Raw genomic sequence first — 25,828 nt, 5'->3', positions numbered from 1 at the left:
CTTTCAGGACTTCTGGACGGGCAGCTGCAGGTACGAGGCGTGCTCGCCGCCGGTGTGCACGATGTGGGTGCCGGTGTTCGGCGAGGTGTATTCGGGCATGCCGGGCATCATCGAGCCGAGCAGGCTCCGGCCGCTGACGACGAAGCGGAGCTGTTCACCGGGGTGGAAGACGAGGCCGACGGGCAGCAGGTCGATGTCGACGTCGACGACCTCGCCCGCGGCGAGCTTCTCGGTCCGGTCGAAGGTGTGAGCGGGGATGTCCTCAGTGGACAGCGTCTCGTCCAGGTGCCGCAGCGAGACCCGCAACCGGCCGTCCGACCCGCGGTAGCGCAGGATCGATCCGCCGTACTCCGTGACGTCGTGGATCATCGCGCCCTGGTTCGGCACGGTGAACTGCGCGAGGGGTGTCCCGTGGGCGTCGAGCTTCTGCACCAGCACGAAGAGGTCCATGTCGTCGGCGCCCTCGGCCTCGACCCGCAGGTGCGCCTTCGGGTAGCCGACCAGGACGGTCTCGTCCTCGAACCGGGTGAGGAACGAGACGGCACCGGGGTTCGACCCGGCGACGTAGCGGGCGGTCGCCGCCTCGGCCGGGGCCGCCGTGCCGAGCGTGCGGGTGCCCGCATCGAGGTAGTACCGGGTGGACACGACTCCCTTCGGCGGGAACCGGTCCGCACCGAGCGCGACCTGGTCACCGCCTTCCAGGTCGAGCAGGGAGTACCGGACGCGAGGGATGTCCTCCCAGCCGTTGTCCACGTCCTTCAGGAAGTGGTCGAAGAAGCGGCGGAGGTCCTCCCGGTTCGCCTCGTCGTAGTAGTCCGGCCATTCCTGGCTGTTGTGGATACGAAGCCACTTGTCCACTGAGGACATCCGGCGCCACGCGCGGAACGTGCCCTGCGTGTGGAGCGTGTTCGAGTAGCTGGCGACCACGTACGCCGGGACCGTGATCTGCTCGTACCGCGGGATCTTGTGCTCCCAGAGGTCGTTGACCAGCGGATAGCGGCCGGCCTCGGCGATGATGTCCTCCTTGCGGCCGTGACCCCAAAAGGAGATGTCGCGGAGCTGCTTCGCGAAGCCGCTGTCGGGTATGCCGCCGCGCAGCACGAGGTCGCGGTAGGTGTCGCTCATCCCCTCCCAGGGGTTGATCGCGGCCAGGTGCGGCGGCCGCTCGGCCGCGGTGAACCACTGCGACGCGGCGAGGTACGACGTGCCGCTCATCGCGACCCGGCCGCTGCACCAGTCCTGCACAGCGAGCCATTCGACGAGGTCGTAGGCGTCGCGTCCTTCCTGCCGGTCCCAGAGGACGCTGTCGCCCCCGGACTCGGCGACCCCGCGGATGTCCGGGTTGCAGATCGCGTAGCCCCGGGCGCACCAGTAGGCGGGGTCGGGGCCTTCGAACTTCTGCAGGCCCGACACGATCGCGTTGTCGAGGCCGACCAGGCCGAACACGCCCATCGCGCTGGGCGACGCGCCCTGACCCTTGCCGTAGGGGCTGAACGCCACGATCACCGGGACCTTCTCGGCGCCGACCGGCCGGAACACGTCCACGTACGTGACCGTGCCGTCACGAAGGGTGACCGTGACGTCCTTCTCGAACACGATGTCGACCGGCAGGGGCCGGAACGGCTCGGCCAGGCACGTGCCGGCTTCGAGGGTGCGGGTGCCCGGCGCGAACCCGCTCAGCACGCCGTAACGCTCGCCTCCCGGCACCAGCGGCCGGGACGGCATGAAGATCTTCTCGCTCATCCGGAGCTCCCTTCGCCACCTCGGAGCATATCAACATCTGTTGATATCTGGCGATCGTAGACTGCCGGAGTGGAAGATCACCAGGAAGGGACGCTGTCGCCCGCCCGGCGTGGCCGCAGGCCCGGGCAGAACACGACCCGCCAGGCGGTGCTCGACGCCGCGCGCCGGCGGTTCGCGGCCGACGGCTTCAAGGCCACGACGATCCGCGCGATCGCCGCGGACGCGGGCGTCGACGCCGCGCTCGTCATGCAGTTCTTCCGGTCGAAGGACGAGCTGTTCGGCGCCGTGATGTCGATCTCGCCGGAAGCGCTCTCCCGCATCGCGAACGCCTACCGCGGTCCCGCCGAGTCCGTCGGTGAGCGCGTGGCCCGGGCGCACCTGGGCGTCTGGGAGGGGCCCCGGCCGGACGCCGACGCACTGCGCGCGATGCTCCGCGGGGCGATCGCCAACGAGAAGGCGAATACGCTGCTCCGGGAGTTCATCGAAGCGCGCCTGTCCGAGGGCGTCCGGCAGTCCGCTTCGGACGGTCGCGACGCCGAGGTCCGCGTCGCCCTCGCGGCCTCCATGCTCGTCGGCGTCGTCGTCGGCCGGCAGATCGTGCGGGTGGCCGTCCTCGCCGACGAGGAGACCGAGGCGATCGTCCGGCACGTCGGCCCGGCGCTGCAGGCGCTCCTCGCGCCGTCACCCGAGGCGGGTCACGGCTGACCGCCGGGTAAGTCCACAGTGGATGGTCAGCGGTGGACCTGCCACTGGTCGTTGGCGTGCACCACGGTGCGAGACAGGTTCGGGCACAGGAAGTTCGCGGTCGAGGAGTTGGAGAGCACCGAGGTGTTGCCGGTGTTCGCGGCCTGCCAGGAACCGTTCAGCTTGATCTTGTAGCTGCTGCTCTCGATGTTCCGGGTGCCCAGTGCGGTGCAGTAAGCCGCCGTCGTGGTGCCGCTGGCGTAGATCTCGAAGATGTTCCAGCTGCGGTTGTCCCGGGACTGGTCGGCGCCCGACTGCGTGTACAGCGTGTCCCAGCGGTTGGCCTGGTAGTTGAACAGCGACGACGTCCAGGTGTTCCGGCTCGCGTCGGTCTGCTCCACCTTGCCGTGGTAGGAGTCGTGGCCGTTGACCGAAGTCACGTAGGTGGCACGGAAAGCCGAGTCGATGTTGACCGACTTGGCCACGTGCACGCCGACGCACCAGTCCCACGCCCAGACCTGCTTGGCCCCGCCGTTGTAGGCGGTCACCAGCTCGACGCAGGACCCCGGTGCCTTCATCGTCGGGGCGTAGAGGGTGTCGCCGGAGACGTTGAGGTCACTGTAGGCCGCTTGGACGGCGTCCTGCCCGGTGACCGCGCTGCCACCGGTGTAGACGCCCCAGTCGTCGTGGATGCTGGTGGCCTCGGTGCGGCGCCCGGCCTGCCCGGTGCGGATCTCCCGGAACCGGTCGGCCGCGGTGACCTGGGTGGTGCCGTCGACCGCGCCGGCCACGGCGGTGCCCTGCGCCACCATCGGGGCCGGCGCCGCGATGGCGGTCGCCGGCACGCCGAGGAGGACCGCGGTGGAGAGTGCGATGAGGGTCTTGCGCATCAGAACTCCTTGTCCGGAACGGCATCGCTCCGGCTCCGGGCCGGCGCGCGAGCGGGTACGACACAGAGCGCGCGGGCCTGCCGGCCCCGCACGCGGATCAGGAGATGACGAGCTTCAGGCGGTACTTCTACGGAATCTCGTTGACCGCAACCGTTCGACGCATGTCCGGGCAGCACCTCCGGGGACAGGGAGATATTCACCCACCAGTGTGAGAAGAGGTCACCCCCGTGGTCCAGGCTTTCCCCCCAACCTGTCCGATTCCTGTCTCTGCCACGGAACCCGGCCCGGGAAGCGGATCCGGCGCGGTGCGCCGGCCGCGGCGGCCGTGCGAACACCGGCAGCGCCCGCCGGAAGGTGCTTCCGGCGGGCGCTGTGGTGACGACTTCGTCGGTGAACCGCTCTAGAAACCGGCCGCCTGAGCCGCGTTGAGCACCGGGATCCAGGTGTTCGACGCGGCTCGCGCGTAGAACGAGTTGGTGGACCGGTCGCTGCCGGAGGTGACCGCGAGCAGCTGGTTGCTGCCGTTGATCACCGGGCCGCCGCTCCAGCCGCCGAAGGCGACGCAGTTGTTGGTGAACAGGTAGGTGTCGCCGTTGAAGCCGCCGGCGTCCCGGCCGTTGCCGATGCAGCGCAGCTGGTTCTGGCCGCCGTACAGCTCCTGCGGGTACCCGTGGGTGTCCCAGCCGTTGATCACGCCGGAGTTGGTCGAAACCCAGCCGAGGCCGCCGACCACGTTGGTGATCTTCGACGCGCCCTGGGCGGCGATCGCCACGGTGGCCACGTCGTCTTCGTGGGTGAAGCCGTCGTTGCCGTGGTTGAAGTACGTCGTCGGGATCCAGAACGTCGCCGCGGACCACGTGCCCAGCGGGCGGCTGTTGTTGTCGTACGACGGGATGAAGATGAGGTTCTGGCTCCACAGCTGCTGGCCGGCCCCACCCTGGAAGACGCAGTGCGCCGCGGTGGCGACCACGCTCTTGCCGGTGGAGTTGACCACCGAGCCGGAACAGACGTAGGTCAGGCCGTCCCGGGGGTTGAGGAAGAAGATCTTCCCGGTCACCCGCGTGTTGAAGTCCGACGTGTACGGCCGCGCCGCCTGCGCGTTGCCGAACTGGTCCCCGCCGGGCGTCAGCACCGGCGAAGCGTTGTCGGGTCTCGCCGCGGCCTTCGGGGCGTTCTGGGTGACCGGTCTGGCCCCGCGCAGCCGCTCCGGGGTCCAGAACTTCTCCACCTGGGCCTGGGTGAACTGGCCGAGCTGCGGCGACTGCACGGCACCGTCCGGCGTCCCCGCCGATCCCGCCGATCCCGCCGACGCGACCGGCGCGGAGACCAGCGCGACGCCGGCCGTCAGAACCGCCGACGCCAGCACGGTCTTCAACCGCAAAGCACGAATCCTCATGTGTCCTCCTGGAATGCATTCAAGAAAAAAACCGCATGACACGGCGCCGCCGATACCGTGGACAAAGACGCCCGATCTCCCCATGATCGGTATTCGACACCCCTCGGCCGCAACGGCCCGCGACACAGCATTCCGATTCCCGGAAGGGGTGTCAAGAGAAGTTCTCCACCCCGAAAGGGCAGTCTTTCGGCCCACCACCAGGCAACTCGCCTCCAGCGCCGACGATTCCGCGCCTACGGGCGAGTTCGACCATCCGATTCCGGCATCGGACGACCAGATACCTGGCATTGTTTAAAGATTTGCGGAATCAACGGACCAAGATTCACCAGTGCGCGATCCCGGCCGTGCAATATTTCGCGCCGCACACTTTCGCCATTAGCTATCGGTCCGAACGATTCGGACGTCAAGACGGGATCACACTTCCGCCCACGTCATCCAATCGGAGCCTTCACGCTGTACTCCCCAGGCCGTGGCCAGTTCTTCGACCAGCAGGCGGCCGAGGGCGGCGTCCGCGCCGCCGGTCCAACGCGGCGTCGCCGGTGGTGTGGAGATCACCTCGACGTGCGCCACCATCGGCAGGTCGAACCGGCACAGGCAGACCTCGCGCAACCGGCTGCCGTGGCGGCCGGCGTCGGCCACCAGCTCGTCCACCACTATGAGCACATCGGTCAGGTGGGCCGCCGAGAGGTCCGTGAACACCTCGGCGGCCAAGCGGCGGGCTTCGAAGCAGACGGACACACCAGGCGGCAGCGCGCCGGCGGACACGCTCAGGGTCGCGATGGGAGGCGGGGTCTGGCTCACGAGTCCCCCTCCTCGTCATCGGAAGCCGTCGGAAGCCGTCGGAAGTCTCCGGTTACCCCGCCGAGCGATACCTACACGCCACGGCCGCACCGGCGACCGCGAGTTCCGTGACGCTCACCGGCACGCTGTGAACGATTGGCGCGAAGAACGGCGCTGACCTGCGAAAACTCCACGCCGGGCACCCGGCCGACTGAACAAGTTCGAACGTTCACTTCGTGCAGTAAAAGCGGCCGGCACGCGATTAGCGTCCTCCGGTACCGGCGATCTCTTCGCCCACGAAGTGGAGGAACGGTGCCCAAAACCCTGTCTGCCTTCCGAGCCGTCGCTCTCGCGGCGTGTCTCGCGACGGCCGCCACCGCGGTGGTGACCGGAACCGCCAGCGGCGCTCCACCAGCACCGCTGGTCCCCCTCGCCCCGCACGGTGCTTCCCTGCCGGCCGGCGCCCACCGCGACGGTGTGCTGCCGGACGGCCAGGCCCTGCACGTCGCGGTCTCCCTGCGGCCGCACGACCAAGCCGGTCTCGACCGGTTCGTGGCCGCGGTCAACGACCCGCGGTCCCCCGCCTACCGCCACTTCCTGAAGGCGGCGGAGTACAACGAGCTGTTCGCGCCGCGTCAGTCCGATGTGGACAGTGTGACGAGCTACCTGCGCGGCAAGGGCCTCCACGTGGACGGCGTGTCCGGCAACCGGCAGGTCGTCGACGCGTCCGGCTCGGCGGAGGTCGTGCGCCAGGCGTTCGGCACCCGGCTGAGCAGCTTCACCGGCCCCGACGGGAAACGCTTCTACGCCAACGACAACGCACCGGAGGTGCCCGCCGGCATCGCCGCCACCGTGCGCGGCGTGGCCGGTCTCACCAACCGGGAGGTCGCCCACCGCGCGTCGGCGCCCGGCGGCCCCGGCGGACCCGGCGGCGGCTACACGCCCGCCCAGTTCCGCACGGCCTACAGCATGAAGAACCTGTCCGCGTCCTACACCGGGTCCGGGCAGACGGTCGGGCTCATCGAGTTCGACGCGTTCAAGCAGTCCGACATCAACTCCTGGACCAGTTACTTCAGCCAGCCCTCGGTCACCCCGCGCGTGGTCCCGGTCGACGGCGGGGTCTCCAGCCCCGGCAGCAACCAGCTCGAGGTGACCCTGGACGTCGAGGCCGTCGCGGCGACCGCGCCGGGCGCGGCCCAGGTGGTCTACGAGGCACCCAACACCGACAACGCGTGGGTCGACGAGATGGCCAAGATCGCCTCCGACAACGCGATCACCGTGCTGTCGGGCTCGTGGCTGCTCGGGGAGAAGTGCGAGTCCGACCCGATCGCCGCTTCCCACGACTCCTACACCCAGCTCGCCGCGCAGGGCGTGACGATGCTGTCCGCCTCCGGCGACTGGGGCGCCACCGGCTGTGGTTACAACGGCGACAACTCGACCGTCCAGGCCGACTACCCGCCGTCGGACCCGTTGTTCACCGGGGTCGGCGGCACCCAGCTGCGCACCGCCGACACCGCGGGTACCTACACCTCGGAGTCCTGCTGGAACCAGGGTGGCACCGGCAACACCCGCTCCGGCGGCGCCTACTCGGCGATCTACGACCGCCCCGAGTGGCAGACCGGGAGCAACGCCCACCGCTCGGTGCCCGACGTCGCGATGGACGCCGACTACGGCGCCGGCGCCCTGTCGGTCTACATGAACGGCGGCTGGCAGGACGTGGGCGGCACCAGCCTGTCCTCCCCGCTGTGGGCCGGCTACGTCGCGATGGTCAACCAGAAGGCCAAGGCGGGCGGCAAGGCCACCCTCGGCGGCATCAACCCGGCGCTCTACTCGATCGCCAAGGGCAGTGCCTACACGGCGAACTTCCACGACGTCACCTCCGGCAGCAACGGCACCTACTCGGCGGGCACCGGTTACGACCTGTGCACCGGCTGGGGTTCCATGCAGGGCGACACCCTGGCCGACTCGCTGATCGGCGGCACGACCCCGCCGGCCGCCAACGACTTCTCGATGACGGCGAACCCGGCGTCGGTCAGCGTCGACCCGGGCAAGTCCGCGACCACGACGATCTCCACCACGGTCACCAAGGGCAGCGCCCAGACCGTGGCGCTGACGGCCGCCGGCCTGCCCGCCGGCGTGACCGCGACGTTCGACCCGGCGTCGGTGACGGCGGGCAAGTCCTCGACGCTCACCCTGACCGCGTCGTCGTCGGCGTCGCCGGGACCAGCCACCGTCACGGTGACCGGCAAGGGCTCCGACGCCACCCACACCGCGACGGTGTCGTTGACGGTCAACGGTTCCGGACAGGGTGACTTCTCCCTCGGCGTCACCCCGGGTTCCGGGTCCGTGGCGGCCGGGCAGTCCACGTCGGCCACCGTTTCGACGGCCGCCGCGGTGACCGGCCGGGGCGCGAGCCCCAGCGTGATCAACGGGCAGCCGACCACGGTGGCCAAGTACCCGTTCATCATCTCCCAGCACCGCACCGGCGGGGTGCGCCCGCAGGAGCAGTCCTGCACCGGCAGCGTCGTCGCCCCGCGGGCCGTGCTGATCGCGGCGCACTGCAAGTTCGCCCAGGGTGACCCGAAGTACCTGATCTACGGGCGCGACGACCTGGCCGACACCGGCAAGGGCACCCGGATCGAGATCGCGGAGTACCGGATCCACCCGGACTACACCCCGCAGAGCGACGAGGGTTTCCGCAACGGCAACGACGTGGCGATCATCTTCACCAAGACCGACATCCCGGTGCCCGCCGGCATGACCTACCCGGCGATCGCGTCGTCCTCCGACACGCTGCCGGTGGGGACCCAGGGCACCGCGATCGGCTACGGCAAGACGGATGCCAACGACGCGAACAAGAACACGAAGCTGCGCGAGGTGGTGCTGCCCACCGTCGACGGCCAGAACTGCAAGACCATCGACTCGTCGATCTTCAACCCGGACTACATGTTCTGCGACGGGTACGGCGACGGCAGCAAGGGCCTGTGCCAGGGCGACTCGGGCGGGCCGTACTACTACAACGGCAAGATCTACGGCGTGTTCTCCTGGCTGCGGACCGACTGCGCGTCCTACAACGCGCACGGCAGGCTGTGGGGCTCGATGGGTGACTGGGCCAACGCGCAGATCGGCGGCACCACCCCGCCACCCGGCGGCGGCGACATCGCCCTGTCGGCCGCCGGGCTGCCGTCCGGGGCGACGGCGACGTTCGCACCGACGTCGGTCAACGCGGGTGGTTCGTCGAAGCTGACCATCGCGACCAGCGCGTCGACCCCGGCCGGCACCTACAAGGTGACCGTCACCGGCAAGAACGCGACGGCCAGTCACGACACCACGTTCACGCTGACCGTGACCAAGGGCAGCAGCGGACCGGTGACCGTGCAGGACCCGGGGTTCCAGTTCACCCAGCACGGCCAGCGGGTGAACCTGCAGCTGTCGGCGAGCGGCGGTACCGGCAGCTACCGGTGGTCGGCGACCGGGCTGCCGCCCGGCCTGACCATCGACGCCGGCACCGGGTTGATCAGTGGCACGGCGGGCACCGCCAACCAGATCTTCCCGGTGACGGTGACCGCGACCGACACCGCGGGAACCAGCGGGCGTGACCAATTCTCCTGGTACGTCTACTGATCCTGGGGAGAGGGGACGGCCGGTGGCTCCCGCGGGGGGTCACCGGTCAGTCCCATTCCCAGCTCAGGCCGACGATCCCCGGCCGCACGTCCTCGAGCACGAGGTGCACGGTGTTGGACGCGCCGATCCACAGTGGACGGCCCAGCCGGGGTGCCGTGGCCGGAGTGCGCTGCCGGTAGGGCACGCAGTGCGCGGGCGCCGAGCCGGCGAACCCGACCTGGAGGACCAGCTCCCGGGCCGGGCGGGTGAACCTGCGGTGGTAGAAGGTGAGTTCCGGGCCCGGCGGGAACCGCCAGGTGAAGTCCAGGACCGTGCGTTCGTGCGCGGCCAGCCGCTGGTCCAGGACCAGCTCGCACACGGTGGCCCCGGCCGCCTGGTCACGGCGCATCCGGCCGAGGCGGCAGAACCGCGGCTCCACCAGTTCCGGCAGCGCCGACTCCTCGACCCACTGGTAGACGAGGCAGCGGTCCACGTGATCACGCTGGGCCTCCACCACCATCCGGATCCGCACCTCGGCCAGCCGCCGGTCGGCGTGCACCAGGACGTGCTCGTGAACGGTGAGGTACCGCAGCTGGTCGTCGACCGGTGCGGTCAGCGAGGTCAGCAGCGGATCGTGGGCGGGCCACATCCGTTCGCGGGCGATCGATCCCGGTTCCGCGGCCTGGCCCCGCGGGCGCGGCGGGCCGAGCAGGGACACCAGCGTGGACTCCGGGAGCCCGAACACGTCCTCCAGCGCTCGCACCGCCCGCAGCGACTCGTCCCGTTCCGGCCGGCTGCGCCCGGTGCGCCAGTAGCTCAACGCCGCCCTGCTGATGTGCGCACCGCGGGCCGCGAGCTGCTGCTGCAGGCGTTTCAGGCTCAGGCCGTGCGTGTTCAGGCAGTGGTCGAGCACCTGGGCGAAGGTGCCGTGGCGGAGCAGCCTGCGCAGCTCACGGTCCGGGGGAAGGACGACGGGAAGGCGATCGGCGGACACGGGCCTCCTCGAGGACGGCGTCGCTCCACTATCACCGCCTCTCCGGCGCCCGGCAAGTTACCGGCATACGAAGGGAGGGTCCGTTCGGCGCAGAGTACACAGTGGACACGAGCGGCTCGCCGCTACGCGCCGCCGTCACCGGCCGGCTTCGGGAAGGCCGGTTCCAGCCGCACCACCCCGGTCACCCCCAGCCGCAGCAGCTTCTGCCGCGCAGGGACCGAGGCCCGCACCACGAGAAGGCGTCCGTGGTCGAAGCACCGCCGCGCGATCTTCATCAGCGGGACGACGGCTTCCATCGCCAGGTACGTGACCTCCGACAGGTCGACGAGAACATTCCCGCCGGCCGGGTCGACCGTGGTCTCCGCCGCGGTCAGCACGTCCGCGACGGCGGCTTCGCCGGAGACCTTGACGACGATGACCTCACCATCGACCTCACCGTCGTTCCCGCTCGCCGGGCCACCGGCTCCGGTGCGTTCGTCGTCGCGTTCCACACGGTTCCTTCCCACTGCCGGCGCGGCGAGGCCGGGTGCCTCCGGGATTCGGAGCGGCCCGCGGTCCGGCTTGGTCCGTTCAGCCGGGAAGGCCGGCTCGGGACGGCGGGCGGTTCACCAGCCCGCCCGGTCCACGGAGGTCACGACCAGGGCCGCACAGCGCGCCAGGGAGATGTGCCGCTCCCGCGCCATCTCCCGCAGCTCCACTCCGGCCCTCGCGGTGCCGAGGCCCTGGGCGGCGAGGATCGCGACCGCGCGGTCGACGTCACTGAGGGGCACGATCGTCCTCTTGCGAATCTGCATGAACAACCTCTCGATGCGCTACTCCGTCGCGCGCGGGTTACCCCGGGGGATCCCGTCGTAATCGCGGAATCGTCACCCTGGTGGGCGGTACCGCCATGTTCATCCGGGACTCCCACGGGGTATCTCCCCTCCCGGATGCCCCGTGAGGTGGTCGCGGGGCTCGGCGGAAGGCGAGCACCCGATGACGATCGAGCAGACGCGGCCCGGCACCGGCGAACTGCGGGTCGTCGCGCTGGAGGTGGCGGACGACCTCAGCGAACTGGCGGCGGTGCGCGCCTGGGCCGACCGGCTCCTGCTCGACCTGCCCGACGACCTGCGCCACGACGTCGTGACGGTGGTCGACGAGCTGACCTCCAACGCCCTGCGCCACGGCTCACCGCCGCGTCAGGTCCGGTTGCTGCGGCGGCCGAACTGGCTGTGCGTCGAGGTCGACGACGCGTGCCTCGATCCCGCGTGCTCCGAGCCGTCCATGGGCGCCACGCCGCACGGGCTGGTGCTGGTCGCGGGCCTGAGCGTCGCGTGGGGACAGTGGCAACGCTCGACCGGGAAGACCGTGTGGGCCGAGATCACCCTCGACGGGCGGTAGGCGAACCCGGCGGCGCGCTTCAGCCGGTCCCGGCCTGCCAGTAGTCGACCGCGCCCTGCAGCACCGTGCGGAACAGGTGGAAGTTCACCGGCTTGTACACGTAGCTGTCCGCGCCCAGGGCGTAGCAGCGCTCGATGTCGGCCGACGTCGTCGACGACGTGAAGACGATGATCGTCAGCGCGGCCAGGTCCGGGTTCGCCCGCAGCTCGGCCAGGACCTGGTAACCGTCCCGGCCGGGCAGGTTGAGGTCCAGCAGCAGGAGCGCGGGCCGGCCGGCACCCGGGTCGGTGAGGCGGGTGATCGCCGCGTCGCCGTCCGGGGCGAACTCCAGCTCGAGCTCGGGGTGGGAGCGGGCCAGCGCGCGCTGGATGGCCTCGCGGTCTTCGGCGCTGTCCTCGACCACCAGGACGAGGCGTTCGCCGGCGCTCACGCGGCGGCCCCGGTGTGCCGGATCGCCAGGACCGCGGCGTCGTCGCCGACCTGGTAGCGGCCCCCGCCGCTGACGAGCTCCGCGAGCAGGTCCGGCAACGGCAGCCCGGGCAGCCGCGCCAGCGTCGGCGCGAGGTCCGTCTCGAAGAACCGGCCCGCGTCGTCACGGGCCTCGGTGAGCCCGTCGGTGTAGAGCACCAGGGTGTCGCCGGGCCCCAGCCGCTCGGCCGCCGCCCGCAGCCGCAGCTCCGGCAGGACCCCGACCAGCCGCCCCGAACACGGCGGCTGCCGCACGGTCCCGTCCCGCCCCAGCACCAGCGGTGGCGGGTGCCCCGCCGTGAGCAGCGTCAACCCGACGCCGGACGGCTCCGCGGGCTCGAAGGTGGCCGTCGCGAGGGTGAGGAACCGGCCGGGGTCGTTGCGCAGCATCTTCGCGTTGAGGCCCACCATGGCGTGCTCGGCCGAGCCGCCCTCCTCCAGCGCCGTCTCCAGGGTGTGGCGGGCCAGGCCGGTCAGCGCGGCCGCGGGCGCGCCGCGGCCGCAGACGTCCCCGATCAGCGCGGTGGCCCGGCCGTCGGGCTGCGGGACCAGGCCGTAGAAGTCGCCGCCGACCTCCAGGCTGTGGTCGGCGACGTTGTAGGTGGCGGCGACCTCCAGCCCGGGCACCTCCGGCAGCACCGCGGGCAGCAGGTGCCGCTGCAGCGACAGGACGTCACGTCGCCGCCGCTCGTACAGCGTCGCGTTGTCGATCGCCAGCGCCGCCCGGCCGGCCAGGTTGCGCAGGAACGACCGGTCCGGGCGGCGGCGCGAACCCGCGCGGTGGAAGAAGGTCAGCAGGCCGACGTCGCGGCCGTGGGCCCGCAGCACGCTGATCGTCATCAGCGGCAGCCGGGCCTCCTCCGGCAGCTCCGACGGCCGCAGGTGCTCGTCCCAGGACGCCGGGTCGGTGCCCCGGACGACCTGCTCGCCGGCCCACCGCCCGGCCCGCAGGGACGCGGCCAGCTCCCGCTCGCGGTGGGCGTCGACGTGGGCGACCGCGATCGGCACCATCCGCCCGTCGCGGTGCACGTGGATCGCGGCACCGTCGGCCAGGCCGGGCACCGCGATCCGGACCACGGCCCGCAGCGTGTCGTCGATGTCGAGGGACGCGCCCATCTGCAGCGACGCTTCGGCGAGGATCGCGTCCTGGGCCTGCCGCTCGTCCAGCTCGCGCAGCTGGCTGGCGTGCCGGTCGGTGGCCACGATCACCTCCGCGACCTGGTGCAGCGCGGTGACGACGGCCGGGGCCGCCGGCAGCCCGGCCGCCGTGCCCAGTCCCAGCACGGCCCGCTCCCCCTCCGCGACCGGGAACTCCAGGACCAGGAACTCGCTCGCGCCGGTCGCGGCCAGCCGGGCGGCGAGTCCGGGAGCCACCGCCGCCACCTCGGCCACGGAGAACTCCCCGACCTCCCCGGTCGCCCGCCCGGACGTCCAGGCCGCGACGTCGGCCGCGAGGCCGGCCGGCTGGGTGCGCAGCCCCTCGTCGTCGGCCCAGCGCGTCACCGACGCGGTCCCGTCGGCCTCCAGCCGGGCCCCGAGCACCGCGCGCGCCGACGGCAGGCCGAGCAGGCCCGAGTAGAGCTCGTCCGACAGGCCCTTGGTGTTCACCGCCCCGAACGCCGCCCGCCACAGGGCGTGCAGCCGGGACGTCCACGGGTCTTGGGGGGTGGTGGCCACGTCGCTCCGCTCGTCCGGATGCCGCGTTCGCGGCGATGCCCACTGTAAGGTTCGGCTTCCGTCGGGGCCGGACGCCACGACCGGGAAGAGCAGGGAGTGGCATGAGTGACACCGGCGCCGCGGCGGCGTTCGAGCCCGCGGAACGCGACCGGACGGCGGAAGCCGTGGCCGGGCCGGCGTTCGACTTCTCCGTGTGCGTGACCGAGCCGATCCACCGGCTCGGCGGCATCCAGTCCTACGGCGCCCTGGTGGCCGTGGCCGACGACGGGCTCGTCGAGGTCGCCAGCTCGACCACCACCCGGCTGCTCGGCCGCACCCCCGAGGAGCTGATCGGCACGCCGGTCGCCGCCCTGCTCGGCGCCGAGGGCGTCGCCGCGGTCCAGCAGACCCTCGACGCGCCGACCGGCGACCGCGGCCTGCTCGCCCTGCGCGTCCCCGAGGACGGCCCGGAGTTCGACGTCACCGTCTACCGCGCCGACGGCCGCCTGGTCCTGGAGCTGGAACCGGCGACCGCGCACCGGCCGTTCCGGTTCTCGCAGTTCTACCCGTCCGTGCGGGCCGCGCTGACCCGGCTGCAGCACGGGCGCACCGTGGTGGACGTCTGCGCGGCCGCCGTCGCCGAGATCCGGGCGCTCACCGGGTACGACCGGGTCGTCGCCTACCGGTTCGAAGGCCGTGCCGGCCCGGGCGAGGTGATCGCCGAGGCGATCGCGGACGGCCTGGAGCCGTGGGTCGGGCTGTGGTTCCCGGCCACCGACATCCCGCCGCAGGCGCGCCGGCTCTACGAGCGCAACTGGATCCGCGTGATCAACGACGTCGGCGACGCCACCTCGGCCCTGCACCCGCAGACCCTGCCCGGCGGCACCGAGCCGCTGGACCTGTCCGACTCGACCCTGCGCACCGTGTCGTCGTTCCACCTGGAGTACCTGCGCAACATCGGCGTGGGCTCGTCGATGTCGGTGTCGCTGCTGCGCGAAGGCACCCTGTGGGGGCTGATCGCCTGCCACGGGCTGGCGCCCCGGCGGCTCGACCCGGAGGTGCGCGCGGCGTGCGAGTTCTTCGGCGTCACGCTCTCCCTGCAGCTGGCCGCGCTCCAGGAAGCCGAGACGGCCCGGGCGCGCCAGGAGGCGCGGACCGCGCTGTCCCGGCTCGTGGCGGCGCTCGAGACGGACCCCGCGCCGTCCCTGCCGGACAACGGCGAGCTGCTCGCCGGGCTGGTCCGCGCCGACGCCGTCGTCCTCCGGCTCGGCGGCACGGCCTCGACGGTCCTCGGCGACCTCGACCCGGCTTTGCTGTGGCCGGTGGTGCCGGAGCTGGCCGCGGGCGAGGTCTGGGCCAGTGACTGCCTGACCGAGCACGCTCCCGGACTGGCCGCGCACGCCGACAGCCTGAGCGGCGCGCTCGTGCTCGGCCTGGGCCACGGCGATCTCGTCGCCTGGACCCGGCGGGAACGCCGCGCCGACCGGACGTGGGCCGCCGACCCGGACCGGCCGGTGCAGCTGGGCCCGCACGGTGAACGCCTCACCCCGCGCGGCTCGTCGGCCGTCTACCAGGCCGTGGTGCGCGGGCACAGCCTGCCGTGGACGGCCGCCGACGAGGCGGTCGCGGCCGACCTGGGCCGGGCCGTGTCCTCGGTCGCGCTGCGGCAGGCGGCCCGCCTGGCCGGGCTCAACACCCAGCTGCGGCGGGCGAACCAGGATCTCGACACCTTCGCCCACGCCGCCGCGCACGAGATGAAGGAACCGCTGCGCGGCATCGCCACCACCGTCGCCTTCATCGGCGAGGACGCCGGCGAAACCCTCGACGCGACCACCCTGCGGCGGCTGGAGACCGTCGAGAGCCTGGCCAACCGCATGGACGAGCTGGTCAACTCGCTGCTGCACTTCGCCCAGCTCGGCCAGGCCGACCTGCGCCGGGAACCGGTCGGCCTGCGCGCCGCGGCCGGCCGGGCGCTCGAGATCGCCGGCCCCCGGCTGGCCGAAAACGAGGTGGAGCCCACGCTGCCCGGCGAGGACGTCACGGTCTCCGCCGATCCGGCCCGGCTCGAGGAGATCCTGGTCAACCTCCTGGTGAACGCGGCGAAGTACGCGCGAGCCGAACGGCCGCGCACGGTCGAGGTCGGGCTGCGGCCCGCGGACGGCGACCACGCGGCGGCGGTGTTCGTGCGGGACAACGGGATCGGCATCCCCGAGGTGCACCAGCAGGACGTCCTGCGGCTGTTCCGCCGCCTGCACGCCCGCGACGCCTACGGCGGCGGCCACGGCGCGGGGCTGGCGATCGTCGACCGCATCGTCCAGCGCCACGGCGGCCGGCTCAGCCTCGCCTCGACGCCCGGAGCAGGTACGACGGTGTGGTTCACCCTGGAGCCCGACCCCGAACCGCGAAGCTGACGCAGCCCCAGCCGGGTGGGCACCGTGCTCGCGAACCCGGAACGGCGACCGGATCGCGGTGCGGCCGCGGCGCCCGGGAGCACCTCGGAACGCTTTTCGCGCAGTCATGCCGGCCCGCCAGGGCGCCGTCATCCCCGCCGGCCTGCGACCGTCCACAGTGGTCCACTTGCGGATTCCGGCGGCCCGGCGTCTCGTGAGGCAAGATGGCAGGCATGACGAAGCCGCGTGCAGGGGTCGTGTTCCGGCCGCAGTCGCCGCCCGAGCGGTTGCGGGCCGCCGCCCTGGCCGCGGAGGCCGCCGGGATCGACGAGCTGTGGCTCTGGGAGGACTGCTTCCGTGAAGGGGGCCTGACCAGCGCGGCCGCCGCGCTGGCCTGGACGTCGCGGATCACCGTCGGCGTCGGCCTGCTGCCGGTGCCGCTGCGCAACCCCGCGCTGGCCGCCATGGAGATCGCCACCCTCGCCCGGACGTTCCCCGGCCGCTTCCAGCCCGTGCTCGGCCACGGCGTGCTCGACTGGATGGGCCAGGTCGGCGCCCGCGCCGCCTCCCCCATGACGCTGCTGCGGGAGCACACGGCCGCCGTCCGCGCGCTCCTGCACGGCGAGACCGTCACCGTCGACGGGCGGTACGTGCACCTCGACGCCGTGGCGCTCGACTGGCCCCCCGACCAGGTGCCCGCGGTCATCGTCGGGGCGCGCGGGCCCAAGACCGTCGCGCTGGCCGGCGAGGTCGGCGACGGCGTGCTCCTCGACGCCCCCGACGCCGGGCCGCTCGAGCCCTCCGCCGTCCGCGCCGTCGTCGAGAACGTCAGCGCGGCCGCGGCCGCCGCGGGCCGCCCGGCACCGCGGGTGGTGTCGTTCGTCGCGGTCGACCCGGCCCGCGACGACCTCGCCGACGTCATGGCCGAAACCCTCGAGCAGTACGGCGAGCTGGGCGTGACGTCCGTCGTGTTCCAGGCGCCCGGGGCCGCTCCCGACCCGGCCCCGCTCATCGCCGCCCTCACGCCCTGAGCGTGGCACCGCCCGGACTCACAACGCGTGCACGGAGACGTTCCCGAACGAGGTCTTCCCCGTCGCCGTCGAACTCTGGAGGCCGACGAAGCTCTCCGCCGGGATCAGCGTCGGGTCCACCACCGACAGCACCTCCCGGCCGCCGTCGTAGAGGGTCAGCTTCGAGCCCTGGACCGCGAAGCGCAGCGCGTGCGTCTCCTCCGGCTTGATGTCCGCCGCCGTGCCGGTGCCCGCCAGCCTCCCTGGTGGCGGACCCGGAGTTCTCGGCGTGGATCACCCGGCGCACGCCGGCCGGCCGCTGGGGCCGCCCGGAGGACGTCACCGGCCCGGCGGTGTGGCTGGCGTCGGCGGCGTCGGACTTCGTGAACGGCCAGGTCGTCTACGTCGACGGCGGCCTGACGGCGGTGATCTGAGTGACGGTGCTCCCGATGGGCCGGGCCGTGGCGGTGCAAGGCGCCGGACGCCTTGCCGTGCAGGACTTCCCGGACGTCACCCCGGCGCGGCCGACGCGGTGGTCGACGTCGCGTACGGCGGCATCTGCGGATCGGACGTCCACTACTGGCAGCGCGGCGAAGTCGGTGAGTCCGTACTGGCCGAACCGATGGTGCTGGGCCACGAGGTCGTCGGCACGGTCCGCGAGGCCGCCGCCGACGGCTCAAGCCCTCCCCCCGGCACCCCCGTCGCCGTCCACCCGGCCCAGACCTGCGGCAAGTGCCCGCGCTGCCGCGAAGGCCGGGACAACCTGTGCCCGCACCTGCGCTACCTGGGCAGCGCGGCCCGCCGCCCCCACACCCACGGCGGCTTCGCCGACCGCCTGCTGGTCCCCGGCCACCGCCTGGTCCCGATACCCGCAGGCCTCCCACTACGCACCGCGGCCCTGGCCGAACCCGCGTCCGTCGCCCGGCACGCACTAACGCGCATGACCGCACTGACCGGCGGCGTCCACGGCCGCCACGTTCTGGTCACCGGAGCAGGCCCGATCGGCCTGCTGGTGGTGGCACTGGCGCACCTGGAGGGCGCAGCAGAGGTGACAGTCACCGACCTGCACCCGCAACCCCTGGAGGTGGCCCGCCAGGTAGGCGCCACCCGCACCCTCCCCGCCGGCGCCCCCTTGCCCCAGGTAGACGTCGCGTTCGAGTCATCCGGAGCCCCCGCAGCGGTAGCGACGGCCCTAGCCGCCCTACCCCCCGGCGGCACGCTGATCCAGGTAGGCCAACTACCCGGCACCGGCATCACCGGCCCATGGCACCTAACGGTCCCCCGCGAGCTGACGTTCGCCGGCTCGAGCCGCTTCGCGGGCGGCATGACAGAAACCCTGGCCACGATTGCAGCACACCCGGCCTCGTTCGCCCCGATAGTCTCCGCGGAGTACACAGTGGACGAAGCGGAAAAGGCTTTGACCACCGCCAGCCATCCGGACCGCTCGAGCAAGGTCCTCCTGCGGTTCAACGCCCCCTGATCGGTGCTGCGTTAATCATCTCCGGACGTGCCTTTCTCCCCATCTCCGAAAGGCAACATCGGAGATGTCGGTCCTCAATGGTCGCGCGGGATACTCGACGTACTGATGCCCAGTTCCGGGTGGGTGGACGACCGCTTGTCCCGTGTGGACGGATGTGCGGATCTTGTTCGGTGTGGAGGCGAGTGGATGAGCGACGTTGACGGCCACGCCGAGGAGGTCGATGCTCCGGCCATCGCGATCGTCGGGCTTTCGTGCCGGTTGCCCGGTGCCGGTGATGCCCGGCGGTACTGGCACAACCTGCGCACCGGGGTCGAAGGGATCAGCCGGTTCCGGTTGGACGACGTCATCGCCGCGGGGGTGCCGGTCGAGGTGGCCCGGCATCCCGACTACGTGCCCGTGCGCGGGCTGATCGAGCAGGGTGAGTGCTTCGACCACGCGTTCTTCGGCTACAGCCCGGCCGAGGCGGCCGGGATGGACCCGCAGCAGCGCGTGTTCCTGGAAGCGTGTTCTTCGGCTCTGGACGACGCGGGCATCGACCCGCAGCGGTTCGGCGGCTGGCTGGGGGTCTTCGCCGGGTCCGACCGGGTGAACCAGGACCTCGTGGACCCGGCGGACGAGGTGGCCGCGATGGTCGGCTACGAGAAGGACTTCCTGGCCACCCGGATCGCCTACAAACTGGGGTTGCGCGGGCCCGCGATCACCGTGCAGACGGCGTGTTCCACGGCGCTGGTCGCGGTGCACCAGGCGGCCTCGAGCCTCAGCAACCACGAGTGCGACGCGGCTCTCGCCGGTGGGGTCGCGTTGTGGTTGCCGCAGGCCAACGGCTACCTCTACCAGGAGGGCAGCGTCGTGTCGGCGGACGGCCACTGCCGGCCGTTCGACGCCGACGCGAGCGGCACCGTGTTCAGCAGCGGGGTCGGCGTCGTGGTGCTGCGCAGGCTGGAGGACGCCCTCGCCGACGGCGACCGGATCATCGCGGTGCTGCGCGGCTCGGCCGTGAACAACGACGGCGGCCAGAAGATCGGCTACGTCGCCCCGTCCATCGCCGGGCAGCGCGAGGTGATCGGCTTCGCGCAGGCCGTCGCCGGGGTGGACCCGGCCGACATCCACTACGTCGAGGCGCACGGCACCGGCACGAAGGTGGGTGACCCGATCGAGCTGGCGGCGCTCACGTCCGCGTTCCGCGAGTCCACCGACGGTGTCGGGTACTGCCGGCTGGGGTCGGCGAAGGGCAACATCGGGCACACCGGCGCCGCGGCCGGCGTGGCCGGGTTGATCAAGGCCGCACTGGTGCTGAAGAACCGGCTGCTGGTGCCCACCCTGCACTTCCGCCGGCCGAATCCCGAGCTGGAACTCGACTCCAGCCCGTTCCGGATCGCGACGACGGTCGAGCCGTTACCGGCCGACGGGCCGTTGCTCGCCGGGGTCAGTTCGTTCGGCATGGGCGGGACGAACGCGCACGCGATCCTGGAGTCGGCGCCGGTCGTGGCACGACGGACCACGCAGCGCAGGCCACGCGTGTTCTGCCTGTCCGCGGCCACGCCGAAGGCGCTGCAGCGGCTGGGCTCCGACGTCGCCGAAGCACTGGCCGAGCCCGCCGAGGACGGCCAGACGGCCGAGGACGTGGCGTGGACCCTGGCCCAGGGCCGGCGGCGCTTCCCGCACCGGATCGCGGTGGTGGCGACCGATCGCGCGGAGGCAGCGGCCGCGCTGCGGGACGGTCCGCCGGCTCGCCGGGCCGGTGCGGGCACTCAAGGTGCGTTCCTCTTTCCCGGGCAGGGCACGCTGCGGGCCGGGTTCGGGGCCGCGGCGCACCGGCTGCTCCCGGCGTTCCGGGAGACCTTCGACGAACTGGCCGACCAGGCCCGCGTGCGGTTCGGCGTGGACCTGGCCCAGGCCCTGCGGCCCGACTGCGACACCGCGTGGTTGCGCGACACGGCCCACCAGCAGCTGGCGCTGTTCACGATCGGCTACGCCCTGGCCCGGCAGTTCCTCGAGCTCGGCATCCAGCCCGCCGCCATGCTGGGCCACAGCGTCGGCGAGTACGTGGCGGCGACGGTGTCCGGGCTGTGGCAGCCCTCGGACGCGCTCGGGCTGATCCACGAGCGCGGGCTGGCGATGCGGGACACCGAACCGGGGTTGATGCTGAGCACGGCCGCGCCCGCCGAGCACGTGCGGGACCTGCTCGACGCCCACCCCGGCCTGTCCGTCGCGGTCGCGGGTCCGGTGCACACCGTGCTCGCCGGGCCGCCGCCGGCCGTCGAGGCGGCGATGGCCGCGTTGCGACGCCACGGGACGGCCGACAGCCGGCTGCTGGACACGGACCGGGCCTTCCACTCGCCGCGGATCCAGCCCGCCGCGCGACGACTGGGCCGTGCGGTCGCCGCGACGCCGCACGGGGTCCCCACGCTGCCGTTCCTGTCGAACCTGACCGGCGGCCTCGCCGAGCCGGCCCGGGTCGGCGACGCCGGCTACTGGGTGGACCAGCTGACCGGCACGGTGCGCCTCGCGGACTGCGTCGAGACGCTGCTGGCCGGTCCGAGCCAGGTGTTCCTGGAGCTGGGGCCGGGCCAGACGATGACCCGCATGCTCCGCGCGCACCCGGCCTGGACGCCCGAACGGCTGGCCGTGCCGCTGACCGGGCGCTCGGGCGATCCCGAGGAGGTCGGTGTGCTGTCCGCGCTGGCCCGCCTGTGGGAGCGGGGGTTCGAGGCCGGGGTCGACGGGCTCTCCGAGGACGGTCAGCCGCGCCGTACCGCGTTGCCACCGCATCCGTTCGAGCCGGTCCGGTGCGAGCGGCCGATCGCGCGGGCGGCGAGCCGGTCCGGGCTGCGGCACGACGCGGTGCTGACCATCGGCGACGTGCCCGCTCAGGACATGGTGCGGTCGCTGGGCCAGGGATCAGCGTGGTTCGGTGCGATTCTTCCGTCCGAAATAGACAGTGCGGTCACCGCCGTGTCACGGGAGGGGGCGGTGTCCCCCGTCGTCGTGGTCGGACCGGGTGTCGCCGCAGGGGACGCTCTGGCGCGGGAGTGCGGCTCCGTCGGGATCCGGCTGGTGCTCGTCGGCGCGGCCGATCCGGTCGCGGTGGACGAGGCGCGGGCGGCCGCGCCCGACTTCGTGACCGTGCTGGACCTCGGCGGCGAAGCGCCGCCCGACGAGGCGCCGGTGGGCGCCTGGGGCGGGTGGTACGCCTGGCGCGAGAACCGGTGGTGGCTGCTGGACGAGGCGCCCCGGCCCCCGGTCGAACGGCGGGTCGAGGAAGAGACGGTCGAGACGGCAGATTTCGCCGCTCCACGCAGCGATGCCGAGGTGGCGATCGCCGCCGTGTGGCGGGAACTGCTGGGCGTCGAGCGCATCGGGGTCCACGACGACTTCTTCGAACTGGGTGGGCATTCGCTGCTGACGACGCGGCTCGCCGCCCGGTTGCGCGCGTTGTTCGACGCCGACCTCCCCCTCGAGCTGGTGCTGGACAACCCGACCGTGGCCGGGCTCGCGGCCGCCGTGCGCGGCGGTGCCGGAACGGGGGGTGCGACGGTGGTCCCCCGGCCGCATCCGCAGGATCCGGTACCGCTCCTTCCCGGGCAGCGCCGGTTGTGGTTCCTCGACCAGTTCGACTCGGCCGCCGCGTACTCCCTCCCGCTCGTCCTGCGGCTCACCGGAGAACTCGACGAGCGCGCACTCACCCTGGCGTTGACCGAAATCGTGCGCCGGCACGAGGCGCTGCGCACGGTGCTGCCGCTCCGCGACGGTGAGCCGGTGCAGGTGGTACGGCCCGCCGAGCCGGTCGTTCTGTCCATAGTGGACACCTCGGAGGCCGGGCTCGCGGGGATGCTGCGCGACGATCTGCGGCGGCCCTTCGACCTCGCGGCGGGCCCGCTGTTCCGGGCGACGTTGTTCCGCGTGGCGCCCGCGACGCACGTGCTTTCCCTGTGCCAGCACCACATCATCTCCGACGGGTGGTCGCTGGACATCATCTGTGCCGAACTGGCCACGCTCTACAACGCCTACCGTGCGGGCGAACCGTCGCCGCTGCCCGAGCCCGCGCTCCAGTACGCCGATTTCGCCGCCTACCACCGGGACACGACGGCGGATCTCGAGTACTGGCGCCACCGGCTGGCCGGCTCGGTGGACCTCGACCTGCCCACCGACCGCCCTCGGCCCGCGCAGCAGAGCTACGCCGGGGCCGTCGTCGTCCGTGACCTCCCGCCGGACCTGTCCGATCGGGTGCGCCGGCTCGGGCTGGACCGCCAGGCGACGCTGTACATGACCTTGCTCGCCGCGTTGACGGCCCTGGTGCACCGCTACACCGGGCAGGAGGACATCAGCGTCGGCACCCCGGTGGCCGGCCGCGCCAGGGTCGAGCTGGAGCGCGTCGTCGGGTTCTTCGTGAACACCCTGGTGCTGCGCAACGAACTGGACCCGGGCCTGTCCTTCGCGGCCTTGCTGGAGCGGGTGCGGGAGACGACGCGGGGCGCACTGGCGCACCAGGAGCTTCCGTTCGACCAGCTGGTCGAACACCTGCGACGGCCTCGCGATCCCAGCCGCAACCCCCTGTTCCAGGTGATGTTCAACCTGCTCGGCGGGGACGCGGTCGTGCCGATGGACGGGCTGGGCGTGGCGGGCCAGGACATCGACATGGCGATGGCCCAGGTCGATCTCGCGCTCGACGTGGCCGACCGCGCCGGCGGGCTTTCGTGCCGGCTGGAATACAACACGGACCTGTTCGACGCCGCGACGGCACGGCGTTTCTTCGCGCACCTCGAAGCACTGCTGACGGCCTGCGTCGCCGCACCGGACACCCCGATCGGCGAGATCGACCTGCTGTCCGCGGCGGATCGGTCCCTGATCCTGACGGAGGGGAACGACACGGAGCTGGACGTCCCCGCCGGGACCGTCGTGGACGTGTACGAGCGGCAAGCGCGGCTCACCCCGGACGCCACCGCCCTGGTCGGCGTGGGCGCGCGGTGGACCTTCGCGGAGCTGAACGCGCGAGCCAACCAGCTGGCCCGGCTCTTGCCCGGCGTGGGCCCCGACGAACGGATCGCCGTCGTCCTCCCCCGGACGGCCGACATCGTGGTGTCGCTGCTCGCGGTCCTCAAGGCCGGTGCCGCGTACCTGCCGATCGACCCGGACCTGCCGGACGACCGGATCGCGCACATGCTCGCCGACGCCGAGCCGGCGCTGGTGATCACGAACCGCGCCCTGGCCGGCGAGCTCGGCGACGTCCGGTGCGTCGTCCTGGACGACCCGGCGACCGCCGAACGCCTGCAGGGGACGGACGCGACCGATCTCGGTACGGCGATCGACCCGTCCCACGCCGCGTACCTCATCTACACGTCCGGATCGACCGGCCTCCCCAAGGCCGTCGTCGTCGAGCACCGCAACCTGGCCAACCTGTTCGCCGAACACCGGCGGACGCTGTTCTCCCGCCCGGCCGGCCCGATCAGGGTCGCCGTCACGGCGTCGTTCTCGTTCGACACGTCCTGGGACGAGGTGCTCTGGATGATCGCCGGGCACGAGCTGCACGTGATCGACGCGGACGTGCGGGCCGATCCGGCCGCGCTGGTCGAGTACGTCGTGGCCCACGAGATCGACTTCCTCGACCTGACGCCGTCCTACGCCAAGCCGCTCGTCGCGGCCGGGCTGCTCGACCCGGCCCGCCGTCCGCCGGCCATGGTCATGATCGGCGGCGAGGCGATCGACCAGCGGCTGTGGGACGAGCTCGCCGCCGCGCCGCGCACCGCCGCGTACAACTACTACGGGCCGACGGAATGCACGGTCGACACGGTGTCCGCGCGGATCGTGGCCGGGCAGGCGGTCACCCTCGGCACGCCCGTCGCCAACACCCGCGCCTACGTGCTCGGCCCCGGCCTCCGGCCCGTGCCACCCGGCGTCGCCGGCGAGCTGTACCTGGCCGGTGCGAGTGTGGCGAGGGGCTACTTCCGCCGGCCCGAACTGACCGCGCAACGGTTCCTGCCGGATCCGTTCGGCCCGGAGGGTGACCGGATGTACGCGACCGGGGATCTGGTGCGCCGGCAGCCCGGCGGTACGCTCCAGTACCTCGGACGTACCGACCAGCAGGTGAAGATCCGCGGGTTCCGCATCGAACCGGGCGAGATCGACGCGGTGCTGGCCGCGCACCCGGACGTCGCGGCGGCGGTGACCGTCGCCCGGGAGGACCGGCCGGGTGACCTGCAGCTCGCCGGGTACGTGGTGGCCCGGCCGGGCGCGACGCTCGACGTGGCCGGCCTGCGCGCCCTCGCCGCGCGGTCCCTGCCCGCCTACATGGTGCCCGCCGCGATCAGCGTGATCGACCGGATTCCCTGCACCACCAGCGGAAAGCTGGATCGGTCGGCGCTGCCCGCGCCGGCGTTCACCTCGGTGACGCGCCGGGCGCCGCGCACGCCGGCCGAGCGCGCGATCACCGACGTGTTCGCCGAGGCGCTCGAGGTCGACGACGTCGGGGCCGACGACAACTTCTTCGAGCTGGGCGGGCATTCGCTGCTCGCCACCCGGCTGATCGCCCGCGTGCGGGCCGAGTTCGGCGTGGCGCCGACCGTGCGGACGCTGTTCGAGCGGCCCACGCCCGCCGGGCTGGCCTCGTGGCTGCAGGCCCCCGGCAGCACGGGCGGTGCCTTCGACGTCCTCCTGCCGATCCGGGCGGAAGGGTCCCAAGAGCCGCTGTTCTGCCTGCCGCCGCTGGCCGGGTTGAGCTGGTGTTACGCCGGGCTGCGCCGCCACCTTCCGGACCGGCCCGTCCACGGCCTCCAGGTGCGGGGCATCCGGGAGCCCCACCGGCTGCCCACCGCACTGGCCGAACTGGTGGACGACTACGTCGAGGAGATCCGGCGGGTGCGCCCGAGCGGGCCGTACCACCTGCTCGGCTGGTCGGCCGGGGGCAACCTGGCGCACGCGGTCGCCGTACGCCTGCGCGACATCGGGGAAACCGTCGGCACGCTGGTCCTGCTCGACTCGTACGTGGATCTCGGCGGGACGGCCGGGCGAGCGGAGATCGCCGACACGATCACCCAGGACCTCGGCGTCGACCTGGCGGACGTGGTCGACGTCGACGCCGAGACCCTGGTCGACGCGGCGCTGCAGGTGCAGCGGCTCGTGACGGCGACGCCTCCGAAGAGGTTCGACGGGCCCGTTCTCTACCTGACCGCGCAACGCGACCGGGACACCGGTCCGTCCCCTGTGGACGATTGGCGGCCACTCGCCGGAAGCCTCACCGAACTCCCGATCGACTGTCACCACGGGGACATGATGCGCAAGGGGCCGCTCGCCGAGATCGGCCCGGTCGTCGACGCGGAGCTGAAACGCACCGCGAAGGACTAGGGGAAATCCGATG

The 25,828-nt window shown here is 72.4% G+C and carries 16 protein-coding genes and 1 pseudogene; 8 read left to right on the top strand and 9 right to left on the bottom strand.

Features of this window, described 5'->3' with window-relative positions; all coding sequences use genetic code 11:
- Positions 1-3: 3 nt before the first annotated feature.
- Positions 4-1,743 carry a CocE/NonD family hydrolase gene (locus VA596_RS12230; RefSeq protein ID WP_323326328.1) on the bottom strand — a complete coding sequence of 580 codons (1,740 nt, stop codon included), beginning with the start codon at positions 1,741-1,743 and terminating at the stop codon, positions 4-6.
- A gap of 69 nt (positions 1,744-1,812) precedes the next feature.
- Here VA596_RS12230 and VA596_RS12225 point away from each other — a divergent pair, with 69 nt between their 5' ends.
- Positions 1,813-2,448, top strand: coding sequence for a TetR/AcrR family transcriptional regulator (locus VA596_RS12225; protein WP_323326326.1), 636 nt, complete (start codon positions 1,813-1,815; stop codon positions 2,446-2,448).
- Positions 2,449-2,474: 26 nt separating this feature from the next.
- Here the strand turns inward: VA596_RS12225 and VA596_RS12220 are convergent, their stop codons facing one another.
- The 3 genes from VA596_RS12220 to VA596_RS12210 all read right to left on the bottom strand — a co-directional run bounded on the left by VA596_RS12220 (position 2,475) and on the right by VA596_RS12210 (position 5,514).
- The gene (locus tag VA596_RS12220) at positions 2,475-3,317 is read right to left on the bottom strand and encodes a hypothetical protein (RefSeq protein ID WP_323326324.1); all 843 of its coding nucleotides are present in this window, start codon (positions 3,315-3,317) and stop codon (positions 2,475-2,477) included.
- Positions 3,318-3,717: 400 nt separating this feature from the next.
- Positions 3,718-4,713 (bottom strand): trypsin-like serine peptidase, encoded by a 996-nt coding sequence (locus tag VA596_RS12215; protein ID WP_323326321.1) that lies wholly within the window; start codon positions 4,711-4,713, stop codon positions 3,718-3,720.
- A 414-nt stretch (positions 4,714-5,127) separates the two neighbouring features.
- Positions 5,128-5,514, bottom strand: coding sequence for an ATP-binding protein (locus VA596_RS12210; RefSeq protein WP_323326319.1), 387 nt, complete (start codon positions 5,512-5,514; stop codon positions 5,128-5,130).
- A gap of 291 nt (positions 5,515-5,805) precedes the next feature.
- On the opposite strand from VA596_RS12210, the gene VA596_RS12205 reads away from it, so the two are divergent.
- A complete protein-coding gene (locus tag VA596_RS12205) occupies positions 5,806-9,117 on the top strand; it encodes a protease pro-enzyme activation domain-containing protein (protein WP_323326317.1) in 3,312 nt (1,103 codons plus the stop codon).
- A gap of 46 nt (positions 9,118-9,163) precedes the next feature.
- On the opposite strand, the gene VA596_RS12200 is transcribed toward VA596_RS12205, so the two are convergent.
- The 3 genes from VA596_RS12200 to VA596_RS12190 form a co-directional block, all read right to left on the bottom strand.
- A complete protein-coding gene (locus tag VA596_RS12200; RefSeq protein ID WP_323326315.1) occupies positions 9,164-10,090 on the bottom strand; it encodes a helix-turn-helix domain-containing protein in 927 nt (308 codons plus the stop codon).
- Positions 10,091-10,212: 122 nt separating this feature from the next.
- Positions 10,213-10,581: an STAS domain-containing protein gene (locus VA596_RS12195; RefSeq protein ID WP_323326313.1), complete on the bottom strand. Its 369-nt coding sequence runs from the start codon at positions 10,579-10,581 to the stop codon at positions 10,213-10,215.
- Positions 10,582-10,695: 114 nt separating this feature from the next.
- Positions 10,696-10,884, bottom strand: a complete 189-nt coding sequence (locus VA596_RS12190; RefSeq protein WP_323326311.1) for a hypothetical protein — start codon at positions 10,882-10,884, stop codon at positions 10,696-10,698.
- 181 nt (positions 10,885-11,065) lie between these two features.
- Here VA596_RS12190 and VA596_RS12185 point away from each other — a divergent pair, with 181 nt between their 5' ends.
- On the top strand, positions 11,066-11,470 hold the full coding sequence (locus VA596_RS12185; protein ID WP_323326309.1) for an ATP-binding protein: 405 nt from the start codon (positions 11,066-11,068) through the stop codon (positions 11,468-11,470).
- Between the two features lie 19 nt (positions 11,471-11,489).
- On the opposite strand, the gene VA596_RS12180 is transcribed toward VA596_RS12185, so the two are convergent.
- A complete protein-coding gene (locus VA596_RS12180) occupies positions 11,490-11,900 on the bottom strand; it encodes a response regulator (protein WP_323326308.1) in 411 nt (136 codons plus the stop codon).
- Positions 11,897-13,615: a PP2C family protein-serine/threonine phosphatase gene (locus tag VA596_RS12175; protein WP_323326306.1), complete on the bottom strand. Its 1,719-nt coding sequence runs from the start codon at positions 13,613-13,615 to the stop codon at positions 11,897-11,899. The genes VA596_RS12180 and VA596_RS12175 overlap by 4 nt, the downstream gene beginning before the upstream one ends.
- A 101-nt stretch (positions 13,616-13,716) precedes the next feature.
- Here VA596_RS12175 and VA596_RS12170 point away from each other — a divergent pair, with 101 nt between their 5' ends.
- From VA596_RS12170 to VA596_RS12150, 5 genes and pseudogenes are all read left to right on the top strand, one after another.
- Positions 13,717-16,005 carry an ATP-binding protein gene (locus VA596_RS12170; RefSeq protein WP_323326304.1) on the top strand — a complete coding sequence of 763 codons (2,289 nt, stop codon included), beginning with the start codon at positions 13,717-13,719 and terminating at the stop codon, positions 16,003-16,005.
- A 212-nt stretch (positions 16,006-16,217) separates the two neighbouring features.
- Positions 16,218-17,015 (top strand): LLM class flavin-dependent oxidoreductase, encoded by a 798-nt coding sequence (locus VA596_RS12165; RefSeq protein ID WP_323326301.1) that lies wholly within the window; start codon positions 16,218-16,220, stop codon positions 17,013-17,015.
- Between the two features lie 224 nt (positions 17,016-17,239).
- Positions 17,240-17,428: pseudogene (locus VA596_RS12160) on the top strand (SDR family oxidoreductase); the annotation flags it as partial.
- Between the two features lie 98 nt (positions 17,429-17,526).
- On the top strand, positions 17,527-18,474 hold the full coding sequence (locus tag VA596_RS12155; RefSeq protein WP_323326299.1) for an alcohol dehydrogenase catalytic domain-containing protein: 948 nt from the start codon (positions 17,527-17,529) through the stop codon (positions 18,472-18,474).
- A gap of 186 nt (positions 18,475-18,660) precedes the next feature.
- Positions 18,661-25,815 carry a non-ribosomal peptide synthetase/type I polyketide synthase gene (locus tag VA596_RS12150; RefSeq protein ID WP_323326297.1) on the top strand — a complete coding sequence of 2,385 codons (7,155 nt, stop codon included), beginning with the start codon at positions 18,661-18,663 and terminating at the stop codon, positions 25,813-25,815.
- Positions 25,816-25,828 lie beyond the last annotated feature (13 nt).

Source organism: Amycolatopsis heterodermiae (assembly GCF_034929455.1).
Lineage (GTDB): Bacteria > Actinomycetota > Actinomycetes > Mycobacteriales > Pseudonocardiaceae > Amycolatopsis > Amycolatopsis heterodermiae.
This window is presented reverse-complemented; position numbering and strand designations above follow the sequence as displayed.

Excerpts from the sequence above, each read along its gene's own strand:
- VA596_RS12150 (WP_323326297.1), top strand. The coding sequence starts at position 18,661 with ATGAGCGACGTTGACGGCCACGCCGAGGAGGTCGATGCTCCGGCCATC.
- VA596_RS12215 (WP_323326321.1), bottom strand. The coding sequence starts at position 4,713 with ATGAGGATTCGTGCTTTGCGGTTGAAGACCGTGCTGGCGTCGGCGGTT.
- VA596_RS12230 (WP_323326328.1), bottom strand. The coding sequence starts at position 1,743 with ATGAGCGAGAAGATCTTCATGCCGTCCCGGCCGCTGGTGCCGGGAGGC.
- VA596_RS12220 (WP_323326324.1), bottom strand. The coding sequence starts at position 3,317 with ATGCGCAAGACCCTCATCGCACTCTCCACCGCGGTCCTCCTCGGCGTG.
- VA596_RS12185 (WP_323326309.1), top strand. The coding sequence starts at position 11,066 with ATGACGATCGAGCAGACGCGGCCCGGCACCGGCGAACTGCGGGTCGTC.
- VA596_RS12190 (WP_323326311.1), bottom strand. The coding sequence starts at position 10,884 with ATGCAGATTCGCAAGAGGACGATCGTGCCCCTCAGTGACGTCGACCGC.
- VA596_RS12165 (WP_323326301.1), top strand. The coding sequence starts at position 16,218 with ATGACGAAGCCGCGTGCAGGGGTCGTGTTCCGGCCGCAGTCGCCGCCC.
- VA596_RS12170 (WP_323326304.1), top strand. The coding sequence starts at position 13,717 with ATGAGTGACACCGGCGCCGCGGCGGCGTTCGAGCCCGCGGAACGCGAC.